This window comes from Paenibacillus sp. CR_12, assembly GCF_041953985.1.
GTDB lineage: Bacteria > Bacillota > Bacilli > Paenibacillales > Paenibacillaceae > Paenibacillus_AQ > Paenibacillus_AQ lautus_A.
Genome location: NZ_JAVFHO010000001.1, coordinates 277,087 through 294,926 on the forward strand (window position 1 = coordinate 277,087; position 17,840 = coordinate 294,926).

Annotated in this window: 17 protein-coding genes; 14 read left to right on the forward strand and 3 right to left on the reverse strand. The window is 50.6% G+C overall.

The genetic code is table 11. The annotated features are described in order from the left end of the window. Positions 1-76 precede the first annotated feature (76 nt). Positions 77-1,825: an alpha-glycosidase gene (locus RB297_RS01295; RefSeq protein ID WP_192572329.1), complete on the reverse strand. Its 1,749-nt coding sequence runs from the start codon at positions 1,823-1,825 to the stop codon at positions 77-79. A gap of 576 nt (positions 1,826-2,401) precedes the next feature. Here RB297_RS01295 and RB297_RS01300 point away from each other — a divergent pair. From RB297_RS01300 to RB297_RS01310, 3 genes are all read left to right on the forward strand, one after another. Then, entirely contained in the window at positions 2,402-3,844 is a 1,443-nt protein-coding gene (locus tag RB297_RS01300; protein ID WP_036665363.1) for an ABC transporter substrate-binding protein/permease, read from the forward strand. After that, positions 3,831-4,553 (forward strand): amino acid ABC transporter ATP-binding protein, encoded by a 723-nt coding sequence (locus RB297_RS01305; RefSeq protein WP_375119509.1) that lies wholly within the window; start codon positions 3,831-3,833, stop codon positions 4,551-4,553. Before RB297_RS01300 ends, RB297_RS01305 begins: the two co-directional genes overlap by 14 nt. 186 nt (positions 4,554-4,739) lie before the next feature. Continuing rightward, the gene (locus RB297_RS01310; protein WP_375119510.1) at positions 4,740-5,471 is read left to right on the forward strand and encodes a 3D domain-containing protein; all 732 of its coding nucleotides are present in this window, start codon (positions 4,740-4,742) and stop codon (positions 5,469-5,471) included. A gap of 80 nt (positions 5,472-5,551) precedes the next feature. Here the strand turns inward: RB297_RS01310 and RB297_RS01315 are convergent, their stop codons facing one another. Beyond that, positions 5,552-6,400 (reverse strand): polysaccharide deacetylase family protein, encoded by an 849-nt coding sequence (locus RB297_RS01315; RefSeq protein WP_192572326.1) that lies wholly within the window; start codon positions 6,398-6,400, stop codon positions 5,552-5,554. A 166-nt stretch (positions 6,401-6,566) separates the two neighbouring features. Between RB297_RS01315 and RB297_RS01320 the strand changes: the two genes are divergently transcribed. The 7 genes from RB297_RS01320 (at position 6,567) to mobB (ending at position 12,279) form a co-directional block, all read left to right on the forward strand. After that, entirely contained in the window at positions 6,567-7,589 is a 1,023-nt protein-coding gene (locus RB297_RS01320) for an NADH:flavin oxidoreductase/NADH oxidase (protein WP_375119511.1), read from the forward strand. A 160-nt stretch (positions 7,590-7,749) separates the two neighbouring features. After that, entirely contained in the window at positions 7,750-8,418 is a 669-nt protein-coding gene (locus RB297_RS01325) for a PspA/IM30 family protein (RefSeq protein WP_009589445.1), read from the forward strand. 199 nt (positions 8,419-8,617) lie between these two features. Continuing rightward, positions 8,618-9,022 carry a DUF350 domain-containing protein gene (locus RB297_RS01330; protein ID WP_009589371.1) on the forward strand — a complete coding sequence of 135 codons (405 nt, stop codon included), beginning with the start codon at positions 8,618-8,620 and terminating at the stop codon, positions 9,020-9,022. A 31-nt stretch (positions 9,023-9,053) separates the two neighbouring features. Further along, positions 9,054-9,560 carry a DUF4178 domain-containing protein gene (locus tag RB297_RS01335; protein WP_009589430.1) on the forward strand — a complete coding sequence of 169 codons (507 nt, stop codon included), beginning with the start codon at positions 9,054-9,056 and terminating at the stop codon, positions 9,558-9,560. A 10-nt stretch (positions 9,561-9,570) separates the two neighbouring features. Further along, positions 9,571-10,302: a DUF4247 domain-containing protein gene (locus RB297_RS01340; protein WP_375119512.1), complete on the forward strand. Its 732-nt coding sequence runs from the start codon at positions 9,571-9,573 to the stop codon at positions 10,300-10,302. 187 nt (positions 10,303-10,489) lie between these two features. Beyond that, a complete protein-coding gene (locus tag RB297_RS01345) occupies positions 10,490-11,779 on the forward strand; it encodes a molybdopterin molybdotransferase MoeA (protein WP_277748635.1) in 1,290 nt (429 codons plus the stop codon). Beyond that, positions 11,776-12,279: a molybdopterin-guanine dinucleotide biosynthesis protein B gene (gene mobB / locus RB297_RS01350; RefSeq protein WP_213577945.1), complete on the forward strand. Its 504-nt coding sequence runs from the start codon at positions 11,776-11,778 to the stop codon at positions 12,277-12,279. Before RB297_RS01345 ends, mobB begins: the two co-directional genes overlap by 4 nt. 9 nt (positions 12,280-12,288) lie before the next feature. On the opposite strand, the gene xerS is transcribed toward mobB, so the two are convergent. Next, positions 12,289-13,371 carry a tyrosine recombinase XerS gene (gene xerS, locus RB297_RS01355; protein ID WP_015734723.1) on the reverse strand — a complete coding sequence of 361 codons (1,083 nt, stop codon included), beginning with the start codon at positions 13,369-13,371 and terminating at the stop codon, positions 12,289-12,291. 200 nt (positions 13,372-13,571) lie between these two features. Here xerS and RB297_RS01360 point away from each other — a divergent pair, with 200 nt between their 5' ends. The 4 genes from RB297_RS01360 to RB297_RS01375 all read left to right on the forward strand — a co-directional run bounded on the left by RB297_RS01360 (position 13,572) and on the right by RB297_RS01375 (position 17,822). Further along, positions 13,572-14,075 (forward strand): GNAT family N-acetyltransferase, encoded by a 504-nt coding sequence (locus tag RB297_RS01360; RefSeq protein WP_213577947.1) that lies wholly within the window; start codon positions 13,572-13,574, stop codon positions 14,073-14,075. A gap of 82 nt (positions 14,076-14,157) precedes the next feature. Continuing rightward, positions 14,158-14,931, forward strand: coding sequence for an SDR family NAD(P)-dependent oxidoreductase (locus RB297_RS01365; protein ID WP_096773415.1), 774 nt, complete (start codon positions 14,158-14,160; stop codon positions 14,929-14,931). 124 nt (positions 14,932-15,055) lie between these two features. Further along, a complete protein-coding gene (locus tag RB297_RS01370) occupies positions 15,056-15,943 on the forward strand; it encodes an aldo/keto reductase (protein ID WP_192572321.1) in 888 nt (295 codons plus the stop codon). Between the two features lie 532 nt (positions 15,944-16,475). Then, positions 16,476-17,822 (forward strand): ABC transporter substrate-binding protein, encoded by a 1,347-nt coding sequence (locus RB297_RS01375; protein WP_375119513.1) that lies wholly within the window; start codon positions 16,476-16,478, stop codon positions 17,820-17,822. Positions 17,823-17,840: the final 18 nt, after the last annotated feature.

The window sequence follows — 17,840 nt, forward strand, 5'->3', positions numbered from 1 at the left end:
TGACGCAGGGGTGCACGGATAGCGAAGGAATATCAAGCTATCCGGGCACCCCTGTGCTGTCTGAATATGATCGAAGCTAATGTTTCAATTCCCGGCATAAAATGCGATACGCGTACGGTTCCAAATCGATATGCATCGTACCGTTTACCGGTTTTACAGGCTCTTGGGTTTCGGCATCGATCCAATCGGTCGTGACGATGGGATGCGATAGGGTACGCTTCGAGTCGCTGTTGTTGATCCAGACGATAAAATGCATGGTTTCGTCGGCACGTTCGTACACGATGCAAGGATCATGAAGATTCGCCTGCAGGAAGCGGAAGCGACCTTGCCTGAGGGCCTTATGCTCTTTCCTCAGCGCGATCATGCCTTGATAAAATGCATACAGCTCCTGGTTTCGCTTCTTGGGATCCCATTCCATGCATTTGCGGCAATCCGGGTCTCCATCCCCGGTTAAGCCGATTTCATCCCCGTAGAAGATGCACGGCGTGCCCATGAAGGTGAACAGGAATACGACGGTGAGTTTCATGCGCCGGATATCTTCTCCCACGCGGGTAAGCAGCCTGGGCGTATCGTGGCTGCAAAGCAGGTTGAAGACCACTTCGTTCGTCTGCTGCGGATAACGCATCAGGATCGAGCCGATGCGGTTGGCGAAGGTGAGTCCGTCCATGTTGCCGTTGAAAAACTCCAGCACCTTATCGGCAAAAGGGTAATTCATCACGGAATCGAACTGGTCGCCTTGCAGCCAGATCAACGAGTCGGACCAAACCTCGCCTACGATGTATGCCTCGGGGTTGGCCTTCTTGACAACCTGCCTGAAATCCCGCCAGAAATGATGGTCGATTTCATTCGCGACATCCAGACGCCAGCCGTCAAGCTTGATCTCCTTAATCCAATACTCGGCGACGCCCAGCAAGTACGCCTTGACTTCGGGATTGGCAGTATTGAATTTCGGCATGTTTCCGAAGAAGCCGAAGGTGTCGTATGTCGGTATGCCGTCCTTGATCTCGCAAGGAAACCGGTTCACATGAAACCACCCGGCATATTTGGACTTCTCGCCATGCTTCAAGACGTCCTGAAAGGGCGGGAACTCCTCGCTGCAGTGATTGAAAACCGCATCCAAAATCACACGAATGCCTTTTGCGTGGCAAGTATCCACTACCTTTTTCAACAGTTCGTTATCGCCAAAGTGCGGATCCACCTGCTTATAATCTACCGTGTCGTATTTATGATTGGAGGGGGAGAGGAAGAGGGGGGTAAAATATATGGCGTTAATGCCCAGGTCAACCAGATCATCCAGATGATCCAGCACGCCCTGCAGGTCACCGCCGAAGAAATTGTCCACCTCCGGCTTGCCGCCCCAGGCTTCCGTTCCGTCAGGACTGATGGCCGGGTTCCCGTTGGCAAAGCGTTCCGTCATGATTTGGTAGAATACGGCTTCTTTGGCCCATTCCGGTACTTTGAATACATCGACTTCATGTATGTACGGAAATTCAAAGTAGCCTGCCGGCGGATAGGGGTAATCCCATCCGATTCCGCTGTCGACCATATACACCGTTTCATCTCCCGCATGAATCCGGAATCCGTATGACAACCTTTTGTATTTGGGCCTGACTCCGCATTCCCAGTAATCAAACATGTCGTCAGAGGCGGCCTTTTCCATGGTGATCTCGAAGTACGTACGGTCCCAATCATATTTGTCGCCCGTCATGGCAACAACTGAATCAATGTCGTTCTTCTTGGTTCGAATCCGAAGATGAATGGTATGTGTATCGTAAGCATAAGCCCATTTATCTCTTGGAACATGATACAGCGCTTCTAACAGCATGGTTACACCTCCTATATGAGTAAAGCTATAGCTAATTAATAACCAGCTGCTGGCTTGCCTGAATCATGCGTGAATGAGACAGGCGGCTTGCAATGTAGATGGACCGAAATCATGCGCTTCTATAAGATGGGAAGGCAGCCGATAGATTATGCATCCGTCCGTAAAGTGTTCCCTTCCTATATTCCATATCTTTAATTCCTATTTTGGATAATTCTAAAGTCCTGTGTTTACATTTTAATGTAGGGAGAGGAGAAGCTTGCGGATAGGGTGAAATCTTAACATTAATTTCCATTATTATAGGATAGAATGGATTCAAACCCGCTTGATTATTTTAATAATTAGTTATATTCCACAAACTGAATCTTGTGTGACATGATCACTTTAAGGGTATGATGATTTGACCGTTGTATTAAAATAGTGGAATGACATACTACAAGTTGATTTTGCCTGTAAGTTACAAATTGAAAACCCATCAATTTTCATTGCATATTCATGCATCCTGTTTTATAATGACTCAGTTGCTTTTTTTCTAAAGGGTTTAATCTATTTGTAACAGTTAGGGGAGAAATGAGACATATGAAACGTAAATTTACAGCGTGGATGACCCTGTTCATGGTGGTCGTGCTGTCATTCGGCAGCCTCGTCCACGCGGAAGGCGAGAAGAAAACGGTAATTCTCGGAACCAGTGCCGACTATGCGCCATATGAGTTCCATAAAACGATAGATGGCGTGGATACCATCGTCGGATTTGATATCGATATCGCGAAGGAAATCGCCAAGGATCTTGGCGCAGAGCTCATTATCAAGGATACGTCCTTTGATGCGCTCTTGCCAGAGCTGACGAGCGGCCGTGTGGATTTCGTCATATCGGGCATGAATCCGACGGAAGACCGCCGAAAAAGCATTGATTTCTCGGAACCTTATTACGCTGCGGAACAATCGGTCGTAGTCCGCAAGGAAGACGCCTTGAAATTCAACACGCTTGAAAGCCTGGAAGGAGCCCGGATCGGGGTTCAGAAAAGCTCCATTCAGGAATCCATCGCAAAAACGATACCGAATGCCAATGTAGTATCGCTCGATAAAATCCCGGATTTGCTGCTTCAGCTGGAATCCGAGCGCGTGGACGTCGTCCTTGCGGAGTATCCGATCGCAAAGACCAACATGAATGAAGCGACCATGGCCATCACGGATGCCAAGCCGACGGCGGAGAACGACGCATATGCCATCGGGGTCCGCAAAGGAAACGAGGAGCTGCTTGGCAGCATTAATGCTACGCTCGAGCGCTTAAAAGAAAATAACCAGATCCAGAAATTTGTCGACGATGCCAGCGATCTGGCTGCAGGACGAACAGCAGAGAACTTGAATACCTTTGAATTTTTCTGGAAATATCGCGACTATTATGCCAAAGGCATTCAATTTACGCTGCTTATTTCGGCCCTCGGCGTATTTTTCGGATTCATTCTCGGATTGATTATCGCGTTAATGCGGATGTCCGGCGTAAAAATCCTTAAGTTCTTGGCTACCGCATATATTGAAATCATCCGCGGCACGCCGATGCTGGTCCAGCTGTTCATTATCCATTACAGCTTGGCGGCGTTTGATATTAAATTCTCACCGATCCAGTCGGGTATTTTGACGCTCTCCATCAACAGCGCTGCCTATTTGGCAGAAATATTCCGCGCAGGCATTCAGGGCGTGGACCGGGGACAACTGGAGGCCGCACGCTCGCTCGGGATGACCAAGGGCAAAGCCATGCGTCATATCATTTTGCCGCAGGCGCTGAAAGGGGTACTCCCTGCGATCGGTAACGAATTCGTTGTCATTATCAAGGAATCGTCCATCGTATCGTTCATCGGGGTATTCGATATTATGTACCAAGCCCAGATTTTGCGCGGTTCAACCTTTGCCCCGCTGAATCCGCTGCTTGTGGCGGCCATGATCTACTTTATACTGACATTCGTTCTTTCGAAGCTTCTGGGTGTCTGGGAAAGGAAGTTGAGTGCAAGTGATAACCGTTAAGGATCTTCATAAATCGTTTGGCAAGCTGGAAATACTGAAGGGCATCAATATCGAGATTGCAAAAGGAGAAGTGGTGGTAGTCATCGGACCGAGCGGCTCCGGTAAAAGCACCTTCTTGCGCTGTCTCAATCTGCTGGAAGTGCCGACCAGCGGCGAAATTTCATTCGAGGGTGAGCTGATCACCGCCAAGAACCACAATATCAATGCCACCCGCGAGAAAATGGGCATGGTGTTTCAGCAGTTTAACCTGTTTCCGCACAAAAAGGTCATCGATAACATTACGCTCGCCCCTATCCAAGTTAAAGGGGTCTCGGCGAAGGAAGCCGAGGCTACAGCAGACGAGCTGCTGAAATCGGTTGGACTGCAGGACAAAAAGGAGTCTTATCCTTCCCAGCTGTCCGGCGGACAGAAGCAGAGAATTGCCATTGCGCGAGCACTCGCGATGCAGCCCCATGTCATGCTGTTTGACGAGCCGACCTCCGCACTCGATCCCGAGATGGTGGGCGAGGTTCTGGAAGTGATGAAGAAGCTTGCCGAAGGCGGAATGACGATGGTCATCGTGACCCATGAGATGGGCTTCGCCCGCGAAGTGGGAGATCGGATCCTGTTCATGGACGGCGGCAAAATCGTGGAGGAAGGCATGCCGGACCAACTGTTCGGCAATCCGACCCATCCCCGTACGCAAGAGTTTTTAAGCAAGGTATTGTAACTTTTTCATCCGGAATGTAACAAATTAAAAACAGCGCCTAGCCTGGTGTTTCAGGCAGCGGCGCTGTTTTTCTTTGTGTGTTGGTAACAATTGCTTGCGGTATAGGTTACAAAATTGTGATATATTCATGTTCGTTGACACACTACATCCGATTTACCAAGCTACATATAAGGGAGGCATCTCTAGATGTTACGACAAATGAAATTTTGGACAAGAAATCGTGGACTTAACCAAAATAATAAGATCGCTGGAAGAACAGCAAAATGGTTTACCATTACAGCCGTGGCACTCGGACTGACTTTTGCCGGAGGCGGGCTGCAAGCACATGCAAGCTCCGTGCATGTTGCTAAGAACGGCGATACGTTCTATTTCTTGTCCAAACAGTACGGCGTTAATATGGACAAGCTGATGAAAGCTAACCCAACAATAAAGGCAACGAATATTTACCAGGGGCTCAAAATCAACATACCAGGGACGGTATCGATGAACTCGGCGGCATCCGCGGCGCCAATCGCTCCAGGAAACTCCGGTTTCACGCCAAGCTTGAATGTTATCCCGCAGAATAACGTAGTCGAAGCATGGGGCAAGACGTTTAATTACAGCAAAACTTTATCCGTTAAAGCTACTGCGTATTCCTCTGCTGCAAGCGAGAACGGCGGTTGGGGCGCGGTTGACTATTTCGGGAATTCCCTTAAGCTTGGCACCATCGCCGTTGATCCCAAGGTAATTCCGCTCGGTACCAAGGTCCTTGTAACAGGACATGAGCATCCAGGATTGCCTAAAAAGGCATTTGTGGCAGAAGCACGTGATATCGGCGGAGCCATAAAAGGGAATAAGATTGATATCTTCATCCCAGGCTCCCAATCATCCGTAAATCAATTCGGCATCCAGGATATCAAATTGTTCATAATCGATTAATTCATATATCATGATGAATCGTAAAGACGGCTTCACTGGTCAACTTCCAGTCAGCCGTCTTTTTGGCGTTTATGCAGGCTCTATCGCGATTCCGGCACGTTTAACATATCCGGAAGCGTCACGAAGCTGTACCCTTTGTTTCGCAGTTCCGTTATGATGTCCGGGAGCGCATCGATGGTACCGGTAAGATCGGATCCCACGCCGCCGCCGGCATGCTGGAGAACGATCGATCCCGGGCCGACCGCAGTCATAATATTACTCTTGACCTCTTCCTTCTGCAGTCCTTTCCAATCGAGGGAATCGACATTCCAATTCACGACCTTGTACCCGTTTTTGCGCGCCCATTGGAGCTGCTCTTCATTAATATCGCCATAAGGCGGTCGGATCAGCCGCGGGTCGACTCCGGTCAGCGACTTCAAAATCGTGTTGGTACGCTCAATTTGGCTTTTGAATTTCTCCAGGCTCAGCTTGTTCAGTTGGGCGTGATTGTAAGAGTGATTGCCAATAGCATGTCCTTCTTCATGAATGCGTTTCATGAGCTCAGGGTGTTTCTTGGCACGGTCTCCTACTGCAAAAAAGGTGGCCTTCACCTGCTGTTCCTTCAGCACATCGAGTACTTTTCCGGTAAATCGGGGATCCGGTACATCATCAAAGGTAAGCGCCACCTGTTTGACCCGTGGTCCGCTTGCGCGAAACGTGTCCGGGTATTTCCTCAGCAATTGGCTTAAAGACGGCGCGTCGTCTGATGGTTTGCTCTGATTTCGCTTCGAATGATCCATGACTTGGCCGGACTCCGACATGACGGAAGCATCCTGAGGTTGTGGTGACAGATTATGTAAACCGGACGCGTTTGCCGGGATGCCCGGCACAACGAAAAAGAATGAAAGGATCCACAGCAGGCAGATTCCTGCGCGGCATCTTTTGAACATCACGATCGGCCCCTTTAGCTTTTTAGTATGGTATGCCCAGTTGGACAAACAATTATCCTCAATATGGGAATTCGACGGTTTTTAGTTTTCCCTCGGAAAGGTGTATAATAACCCCTAACAGATTTTATTACATCTTAATCATTTGGATGTGGAAGGAGATAATCGCTTGGCTGACTTGTTTACACCCTACAATTTCAAGAATTTGACCCTCAAAAACCGCATTGTTATGCCACCGATGTGTCAATATTCCGTAAAGGCCGGGGACGGGATTCCGAATGATTGGCATTTTGTGCATTACGTCAGCCGTGCCGTGGGAGGCACTGGCTTAATTATTGTGGAAATGACAGGCGTTCACCCGGACGGACGCATAACCAATCAGGATACCGGGATCTGGGACGACAATCAAATTCCTGCCTATCGCCGCCTTGTCGAAGCCGTGCATTCTTATGGAACCAAGATTGGTATCCAGCTCGGCCATGCCGGCCGAAAGGCGCAGGATGCCGAGCCGTCGGTAGCCCCGTCGGCAATCCCGTTCAGTTCCCATTACAAAATGCCGAAGGCACTCTCCACTGCCGAAGTGGAAGATCTCATACAGGCCTTCAGGGAAGGAGCTCGCCGGGCTGTTGAAGCCGGATTCGACACGGTTGAGATTCATGGCGCGCATGGTTACCTGATCCATCAGTTTCATTCGCCGCTGACGAATCAACGCAGTGACGAATATGGCCAAGACCTCCCCCTGTTCGGTGAACGGGTTGTCCAGGCCGTTAAGGAAGTGCTGCCCGAAGGCATGCCGATCATCATGAGGGTGTCTGCAAAAGAATATGTGGACGGCGGTTATGATGTGGAGTACTGTGCGGAAATCTGCAAACGATACCGGGATGCCGGGGTCGATATTTTTCATATCTCCTCCGGAGGAGAAGGGGTCGTCGGTTCCAATGGCGGTCCGGAAGCGAAGCCGGGTTATCAGGTCGATCTGGCTGCGGAGTTCAAACAACTGCTGAAGGTCCCAGTGATTGCAGTAGGGCTGCTTGATGATTACAATGTCGCCCAAGAGGTGGTTTTGTCGGGCAAGGCGGATATGGTAGCGATCGGAAGGGGCATGCTGCGGGATCCGTACTGGGCGGTTCATGCTGCCAAAGCGCTTGATGAAGAACAGAAAGTTCCGAAGCAGTATGAACGTGGATATTAAGAATCAGTGCGTGTTCAAAATTCAGATTTCAGCACCGATAAGGTGATCCCAAGATGACTTTTATCAACCACTAAAAAAATTTTGAAACCGTTTGGGATCATGCAACGTAAACATTTAACATATACCAGTATTTTAAAGCGAAAGCGAGAGGAAGAGAACGATGTCCATATTTAAAAGATTGCGTGACTTGACCATGTCCAATATTAACGCCATTATCGACAAGGCTGAAGACCCGATCAAGATGACGGACCAGTACATCCGCGATATGACCGAAGACCTTGAGGATGCCGAGAAGGCGGTAGCTGCCCAAATCGCCATCGAGAAACGCTTCAAAGCCCTTTATGAAGAGCAAGCTGCTCTCGTGGAAAAACGCACGCAGCAGGCTCATACGGCAGCGCAGGCGCAAAACGTTGAACTTGCCCGTCGTGCGCTGGAAGAGAAGAAGGCAGCTGAAGCCAAGCGCGACGAGTACAAAGCAAGCTACGATCAGAACAAGCTGGCAGCCGACAATCTGCGCGGCAAGCTGGAGGAAATGCGCAAGCAGCTTACAGCCATGAAGAACAAGCGCGAGACGCTGGTTGCCCGTTATAATGCGGCTAAAGCGCAAACCGAGATCAACAAAGCAATGAACGGTTTCGGGTCTGACACGGCTTCGGCCGGGTTGAAGCGGATGGAAGAAAAGATGCTGGCCATGGAAGCGCGTGCCGAAGCAAGCAACGAAATGTCGACGCGCGAGAAATCCCTCGATGAAGAGTTCGAGAACCTCGGCAAGGACAAAGCCGTTGAGGATGAGCTTGCAGCCTTGATGAAGCAATACGAGAACAAGTAATCCGGGTCTGGTGGTCTGACAGGTAAATAGTATCGATGGCGAGGGAGACGCAGCAGGGCTGAATACTACTGTGCTTCTCCTTCGCTTTTGTTTGATACCGGATATATACGGGACTACCCCTTTAAGGTTGTCTATCTTCATTTGAAGCAGTCTGATCAGGGCAAGTTGATATGTATGTTGAATGTGTGGAGGCTTAGAGATGGATTTTGATATGATCTTGCGTGTATTGCTTTGGACGGCGGTCGGCGGGCTGCTGTTGTTTGTCTTGATGTTCGTGGATTCCCTGTTCACGAAATATAACGATCTTGAAGAAGTGAAAGCGGGTAACATGGCGGTAACCACAAGGCTGATCCTCAAGCTGGTCGCCCAAGGGTATATTTTATCCGTGTCGATCGGAACGTCCTATCACCTGCTGGAGGCGATTGTGGTATCGGTCGTTTCGTTTATCATATTGTTTGTTCTCGAAGCGTTGACAGAGCTCATGCTGCGCAATTTTGGCAAGCTGAACCTGGATAAGGGAACCCGCGAGGGCAAAACCGGTTACGGTTTGTTTGCAGGATCGCTGCATGTGGTCGGAGCGTTAATTATTACCGCTTGCTTATAGAACGCATAATGGAGATAGGGGATTAGGAAAGATGAGTATGTGGAAAAGAATCAGCAATTTATTTAGCAAGCCCGAGCCGCCAAAGGTAGAGAAGAGCATGCTGCAGCTGGCTCCGGGCGATATTTGCGAAGTGTCTCTGGTTACTTACGAAGTCACGGGCCGCGTGCACAATCGAGGCCGCAACGCGGTCGTCCTGACGCTTCAGGATGGCAGCACCATTGCTTATCTTCACATCGAAGAACGCGAGACGGTTCAATATGCACTCTACGCGCCCATCGATGGACGCCTGGATTCGCCAGATGAGGTGCCGTCCATCATCGATCTGGACGATCATGTGTTTCATTTGGAAGAGGAATACGGTGGACATGTTTCGATATCCGGCCGTACCGCGTTTATGCAAAGCGGGGAGCAGCACGTATGGCAGTACCAATCGGATGATTACAAGCTGCTGCGAATCGAATGGCAGAATGGACGGTTTATGCTCTATGAAGGCGAGAAAGTGATACCGGGGGACGTAAGGGTTATCCGGGCGACTTAGGAGTGGTGGCATGAAGGAACGCTCTTTTTTATCTGTAAAAATCATACTGGCACTGAGTCTGTTCGTATCTTTATTAAGCGGATGCGGAGCGCCGAATATCAAGGACACGTATCCGCTGGAGTCCGTCAATCGGGACGGAAATGCAACATCCTACGTGTATCGGGCAGCTGATAAAAGCGTTCCCGAAGTGGCGAGCGAGCTCATGGCGGCCAATACGCCGGATCAATCTTCTCCTGAGGATACGGAGCGGATGTTCTTGGTCTATGGCGATGAGTATTACCATTTGCAGCAGGATCCCCAGAAGCCGGCCGATACGCTGATCGAAATCGATTCCAAGGAATATGTTCAGCGCAATTACGATTCCAGTTTCCTGCAGGGATACTTGACCGCCGTCCTTATCGGGAATTTGTTTGATTCGATGGGCGGCGGGGGCTATCGCGGCTATACCAGCAAAGATGTGTATAAACCGGCTCAAGGGAACTATAAAAAGCCGACAAGCCAAGATAAGAAGATCGCTCCGCCGTTGACGGTTGACCGGAGCGGGAAAATTACACGGCGCGGTCAGGATACGATCGGCACGGGCGGAAGCCTGTTCAGACGGAATCCGGATTCGAGCGGTGACCGCGGCTCGATCAAACGCGGCGAAAGCGGCGGAAGTTTGTTCGATTCGCCGAAGAAATCGTACAAGAAGCCCAAGACTCGGATCGGATCCGGTAAGATTTCCCGAAGGGGCCGAAGGTAAAACAATTACGTTTCATGCGCATGGTCTAAGGGCCATGCGTTTTTTAATGTTTCGAAACGAAAATATACAACCGTCAGATACGTACATGCGATTTCTTGGAGATCAGCCGCTCGGTTTGAAGAATGCTCGGAATGTAGTACAGTAAGATTATCAGTCTGGGATATAGTCAGAAAGCGAGGAATGCGTTGTGAAAGATCATGAACCGATATCGCCCAAGAAGCCAAACCATAAATTCGATCGGCGTGCACTACAGGTATCAGACGCGCAAGCGTTAGCAACTTCTTATGCGGATTGCGGCCAGGAGGAGCTCATTCGGCTGCAGGACAGCGATGGCCGGGTGCTTGCATCCGATGTCGTCGCTCCCCACCCGTTCCCGGCTTTTGCCCGTTCGGGCATGGACGGTTATGCGGTGTCGTCAGCTGATTTGGCGCCATGCGATCAGGGGGAAAAGGTTTGGCTTGAGGTCGTCGACCATATCCCGTGCGGATATGTCTCCTCCGTGCCGATCGTACAAGGCAAGGCTTCCCGTATCATGACGGGCGCCCAGGTGCCCGAAGGCGCGGACGCTGTCGTGATGCTTGAAGCGACGGAGCTTCGCGTGGAGGATGGCGTAACCTATGTAGGCTTTAAGCGTTCCATCGAGAAGGGAAAGAATATTACCCCTCTCGGGTTCGAACTCCAGGAAGGCGATATGATTCTCCGCCGAGGGACTCGCATCGGGCCGGGAGAGATTTCGGTTCTGGCTACGTTTGGCATACATAAGGTTGGAGTGTATCGTCAGCCGGTCGTGGGCATCTTCTCGACGGGCACCGAGCTGCTCGACATAACCGAGCCGCTTGAGCCCGGTAAAATCCGTAACAGCAACACCTATATGCTTGCATCGCAAATTAGGGAAGCGGGCGGCGTTCCGGTGATCATGGAGGCCATTCCCGATCATATCGAGCTTGCCCGTCAGAAGGTGGAGGAAGCGCTCCGGGATTATGACATCGTGGTTACGACAGGCGGCGTCTCCGTAGGCGATTACGATATTATGGGAGAGCTGGTGACATCCGGCGGATTGGACATGCTGTTTAATAAAGTCACGATGCGTCCGGGCAGCGTGACCACCGCGGCGGTGAAGGAGGGGAAGCTGCTCTTCGCGCTCTCCGGTAATCCGGGGGCATGCTTTGTCGGATTTCTGTTGTTTGTCAGACCTTCGATTCGAAAAATGCTGGGCATGGAGCAGCTGTATTTAACCGAATGGACAGCCGAGCTGGGTTCGGATTATGCAAAGGTGAATAATTTTACCCGTTTTGTCAGAGGCAGCCTTCAAGCGGTAAACGGCAAACTTGTAGCCACGCCCGCCGCCCTGGATGAATCGAGTGTCATGATCACGATCAAGGACAGCGACTGTTTGATTGTTATACCGCCAGAGCTTAGAGGGGCGGTTAAAGGCCAAGCCGTGCAGGTGCTCGTTCTTCCAGGGGTTTGGTCATGAAGGTCTTCCAGTTCTGCGGGTATAAGAACAGCGGCAAAACCACGCTCATTGCGGCTCTGATTCCGCAATTGAAACGACAGGGCATCAGGATAGCCGTCATCAAGCATGATGGGCATGGCTTTGATATGGACCGCGAAGGGACGGATACTTACAAATTCCGCGAGGCCGGAGCCGAGGGGATTGCCATTGCCTCGCCGGGCCGGACGGCCATGCTGAGGGAAACGGAGCTGGACCTCGATACGTTGATACATATGTACACTGATTATGACATGGTGCTGGTCGAAGGGTATAAGATGATGCCTCACCCAAAACTGGTGCTGCTGCGGGGAATGGAGGACAGGGGGCTGCTGGATCAGGTCGAGGAGATCCGGGGAATCGTCGTGAATCCCGACATGCTAAAGGAACCGCCCGGCCTGCAGGAGATTCAGCATCGGCTGGCGGTTCCCTTGTTTACTTGGAATGAGACGGAGCGGATCGCGTCGCTTATACTATCACTGTAAAAAACATAATTACTCGTCGGAACGCCGCTCAATCGCCTCGGACATCGTTTTGTCCGTCAAATGGGCATACACTTCGGTCGTTTCGGTGGAAGCGTGCCCCAATTGTTCTTTCGTTTTATATATGTCATTTTGAAGATAGTAATCCGTTGCAAACGAGTGCCGCAGCTTGTGCACGGTCAGGGACGGCTTGCCAAAACGCTTGGCGTATTTGATGATCATTGCCTGAATCGCCCGTTTCGTCATGCGCTGTCCTTCATTCTGGCCGTTTCGCAGCGCGACGAAGAGAGCCTTTTCTTTTTTCGGCACCTTGTAGCGGGTCTGCCGCAGCTGCAGATAATGCTCGAGATCGTCTTTGGCCTGCGCCCGGAAGTAGACCGGGGTTTTAAAGGTTTCATCGTTATTGCCCTTACGATACACATGCAGCATTTTATTGTTCAGGTCGATGTCTGCAAGATTCAAGTTGACCACTTCGGATACGCGAAGACCCGAGTTTAGAATAAGGCTGGCAATGCAGGCATCTCGGACTTTGTTCTGTTCATGCGCGTATAGAGCCTGTTTGTTATTCTCCACATCGTGCCCGTATCCTTCGTGAATGTAAGTGATGAAATCCTGAAGCTCTTCTTCTTCCAGTATTTTTCCTTTCAACTTGGCAGCCGTATCTTTGGGCTTGTGAATCCGTTTGATCTCCACTTTGGCCATGATGTTGCGTTTAAGGAGCGGGTAAAAATCCTCATCCTCCGCAATCTGGCTTAAATAATGGAACAGAGAGCGAAGCGATGACAGCTTGCGGGAAACCGTAATTCGGGAGTTGGTGCCTTCCCGGCGCGTGGTCAAATATAATCGGTAACCTGTGATGCTGTCCATGCGAAGGGTCTCCAGCTCAAGCAGCGTCACGTCTCGGTTAGAAGCGGCTTGTGACAGCCCTTCCGACCGGAGCCAATTAAAAAACGTTTCATAGTCCCTTACATATTCGAGCAGGGTGGAGGGGGAGAGATCCGGAAGTTTGTAGTCGATAAATTGCTGCACAAACCAAGGCATGGCCGGCGCTTTCTCATCGAGTCGTGCGCGGTCGATATCTTTTTGTATATTCATGTTCCACCTCGAATGATTGTCTTTATAGCGATAATCGCTGTCATTATATACTAGTGTAACATATGGAAAGTCCGTCGTGCTTAATGCCTCACACGATCGTCTCCTCGATCCGATGGCGCTTGTGTTTCAACATAGACGGATACTATGATGAAGATGGGAAGCATTTAATATGATAGTGAAATGCCTAGGGAGGCGGCAGCATGATTTCAGAACGAGCGGAGCGCATGGGAATTGAGCTGGTTCCCAAACGGAAGCAAGCCGTTATCGTAAACTTGATGCAACTGTACTTGTACGATTTTACTAAATACCTGGATATCTCGGTGAACGATCAAGGATTGTTTTTACCCTATCCCGATCTCGATGAGTTCTGGAAAAAGCGGGAACGGAAATATCCATTTCTGATTACGTTTGATCAACGGCCGGCTGGTTTTGCCTTGATCGAGCGTATGGACAACGCCGCGGAAGCCGACTATTACATGACGGAATTTTTCGTTATGCAAAAATACAGACGTACGGGATTGGGGACTTGGGCGGCGACCTGGCTGTTCGATCATTTCCAGGGACGCTGGAAGGTGACGCAGGTCAGCAGCAATATACCGGCCCAGGCTTTCTGGCGAAAAGTCATCGAGTCCTATACGGGCGGGCGTTATGAGGAATACGTGGACCCGGTTCGTTTAAATCCTTCGCAATATTTCAATTCCTAGTAAGTCAGCATGAAATCAACTTTTGACGTGTTTCAACTGAATACCTGAGCTGTTTGCATATCTATAACTTGGAGGGATTCGAATGTATTTGCCCAGCTTTAATCTGGAAGGAAAAAAAGCCTTTGTAACAGGGGCGGGGCGGGGAATCGGGCGCGCGATAGCCGTAGGCTTGGCGGAGGCTGGATGCGACGTTGGCCTGATGTCCCGAACCCGAAGCGATCTGGAGGAGACCGCGGGTCTGATTGCCGGCTTGAAGAAAGGTCAAGCCTATGTGCTGCCGGGCGATCTGACGATTCGGGAAGAGATGGAGGCGGCGATCCGCGAATTTGTGGACCAGGCGGGGCAAATCGATATATTGGTGAACAATGCCGGCATGAACATTCGTACACCTGCGCTTGAAGTGACCGATGACGAATGGGAATTAATCGTGCAGACCAATTTGAAATCGGCGTTTGTCGCATCTCAAACCGCTGCCCGTTATATGAAGGAGCAGGGGAATGGAAGAATCATCAACATTTCTTCCGTAGGCGGCCATACCGCCCTACGCACGGGCGTTGTCTATGGATCGACCAAGGCTGCTCTAATCCATATGACCAAGGTGCTGGCGATGGAGTGGGCGCAGTATGGAATCCAGGTCAACGCCGTCGGGCCTTGGTATTTCCGGACGCCGCTGACCGAGAAGCTGCTGAATGACGACACTTACATGCAGGCTATCCTGGACCGGACGCCGCTAAAACGCGTAGGAAGCCTGGAAGAAGTGGTGGGGCCAGTCGTTTTCCTGGCTTCCGAAGCCGCCAATTACATGACCGGGCAGACGCTGCTGGTTGACGGCGGGCTTAGCATTTATGGATTTTGATACGGGATTCTTTTCATGGATGCAGGTGCTTGAATCCTTTGGCAATTGTATCGGAACAAAGCTTTCAAGATTATTCATAACGGGTAATGTAGAATGGTAATCATAGGGAGGAGAGTGAAGGACGATGGAACGTAGAGCATTTGGGCGGACGGATATGCAGGTCAGTGTATTGGGATTCGGCGGTGCCGAGATCGGACAGTCGGATCAGAAGACGGTGGACCGGCTGCTGCACAGCGCGATTGACGCAGGCCTTAACATGATTGATACCGCGGAATGTTACGGCCACAGCGAGGAATTGATCGGCAAAGCGCTGTCGGGCCGCAGAGATGATTATTACCTGTTTACGAAATGCGGGCACGCCTCCGGACTGGACTACCCGGATTGGGATCCGGTGATGCTTGAGCAAAGCATTGACCGGAGCTTGAAACGGTTGCAGGTGGACCACGTTGATGTCATACACCTTCACAGCTGCTCTGAGGAAATTCTGCGGCAGGGCGCCGTGATCGAGGTGCTGAAAAAAGCAAAAGAGCAGGGGAAAACGCGGTATATCGGCTACAGCGGCGATTCGACGGATGCACTGTACGCCCTTCAAACCGGCGCATTCGACAGCTTTGAAACTTCGCTGAACATTGCGGACCAGGAGGCGATCGACCTCACGATTCCGCTTGCCATGAAGCAGGGAATAGGGGTTATTGCCAAACGACCCGTAGCCAACGTAGCCTGGAAGCATGAAACATTAAGCGAACGGGACTATGCCTATCCTTACTGGGTTCGGCTCGGCGAGCTGAACTACGATTTCCTCTCTGACGTTCAGCAAGGCGTTGAGACGGCATTAAGGTTCACCCTGAGCACGCCGGGCATAGCGACGGCCATCGTGGGTACGGCAAATCCCGACCGTTGGGGGCAAAATGCCGCACTGCTCGAGAAAGGGAAATTGCCGGAGGAGGTTTATGAATCCATCCGCGGCCGCTGGAGAGAGGTTGCCGGATCCGACTGGGTGGGTAAGGTGTAGATCGCGGCTTGCTGAACCTGAGATTCAGACCGAATAGAGTAAGAGGTTGATGCGCCTTAAATACCGTCTTGGTATCCCGGAAGAGCTTGTCAAGATTTCTTGACAAGCTCTTTTGCCGTGATGAGAGCGCGGATGCCGCGTTTCGGCAGATCGATACCGATAAAGTGGAATGATGTTTCCGGGGAGGGCCGGCCATGCGAATGGCGGGTCTTTTTATGTTGAATAAGAGAGCATGAGCGTTTCGATGGTGAACAATTATATTAATTCAGCATATGAAAAATTCATAATAGAGAAATACCAACCACTTACGTTACTCTTGCCGCTCCGATGTTCCCGCTTAACTATGCTTTAACCTAGCACAATGACATGGCCTAAAAATATGAGCTAGGGTGCGAAGAAAAGTTGACATGGAAATATTTCCCCCTGCTAAAGATGAATGTCCCCCTTTGAAAGCAATAGGGCTTGGAATAAAATTCTGGTAGACAGCAAGTGTTTGCATCAGGTTCTGAAAACATACTTAGGGGGATTAGAAATGAAAAGGACTTCCATGTTACTCATGAGTGTCATGCTGCTGCTCTCCATGTTCCTCGCAGCCTGCGGAAACAGCGGTGGCACCAACACTCCTGCCGCTGAAGGAGAAACGCCGAAGACGGAAACAACTCCGCCGGCGGAAGAGAAGAAGGATGAAGCCGCTCCGGTTTCGCTTCGCGTGTTCTCGACCTTCGGAGGAACCGACGCAGCTCGCGAAGCCTTCCAAGCCGCGTTGGATGAATTCACGAAAGAGCATCCAAACGTAAAGATTGATAACGACACCATGTCAGCAAATGATGACGGTTTCAGAACGAAAGTCAACACCGATATGAACAGCGGCAACGAGCCAGACCTGTTGTTCTACTTCATCGGGGCTGACGCAGAAGGGTTCGTCAATGCCGGCAAAGTCGTGCCGCTGAACGAAATCCTCGACGCTGACGCTGACTGGAAGAACGGATTCATTCCGGATGCGCTTGAGCTTGCCAAGCAGAAAGACGGCAACATTTACGCTGCACCTTTGACCGGCTTCTACGAAGGCTTGTTCGTTAACAAAAAAATCTTCGAAGAAAACGGTCTGGAGCTCCCAACCGATTGGGCGAAGCTGACCACGGCCGTTAAGGCATTGTCCGAAAAAGGCATTATTCCTTTGTCCGTACCGTTTGACCAATCGCACTACCTGATCGAGCATACCATTTTGTCTGCGGCTGGTCCTGAAGGACAAAATAAAGGCCTGCTCGATGGCATCGATCCAAACTGGGAAAAAGCTTATGCCGCTATGAAAGAATTGTATGATCTTGGCGCATTCCCTAAAGATGCCGCAACGATCGACCTGAGTATGTCCGGCAACTATTACAGCGAAGGCCTGGCAGCCATGACCATCGAAGGATCCTGGGCCATCGGCGGCTGGAGCGACGATACTCGCGACAATTCCACGGTTGTGCCATTCCCGACGGTTCCTGGCGGCGTGGGCAGCGGCAATGATATCGTAGGCGGATTCGGTTCCGGCTTCTACCTCTCCAAAGCCACCTATGACGATGCAGCCAAAAAAGAAACAGCCATCGCTTTGCTGAAACACCTGACTTCCCCGGCATCCATTCAAAAAATCGCTTCGGCTAACGGCGGTACACCTGCTGCTGACGTTGAAGTGACTGGATTGCCGCAAGTCGCACTCGACGGCTTCGCTATGGCAGCAAAAGCAGCCTCCATCAGCGCACCGGTTGACAGTAAAGTTTCGCAAGAAACGTTCGGTAACCTTCGTGCCAGCGTTCAGCCTGTAGTGGAAGGCAAGAAAACTCCTATTCAAGCGATCGAAGAAGCGAAGAAAACCGAGGATGCCAACAAAAAATAGTTGTTATCAGAAACGGTA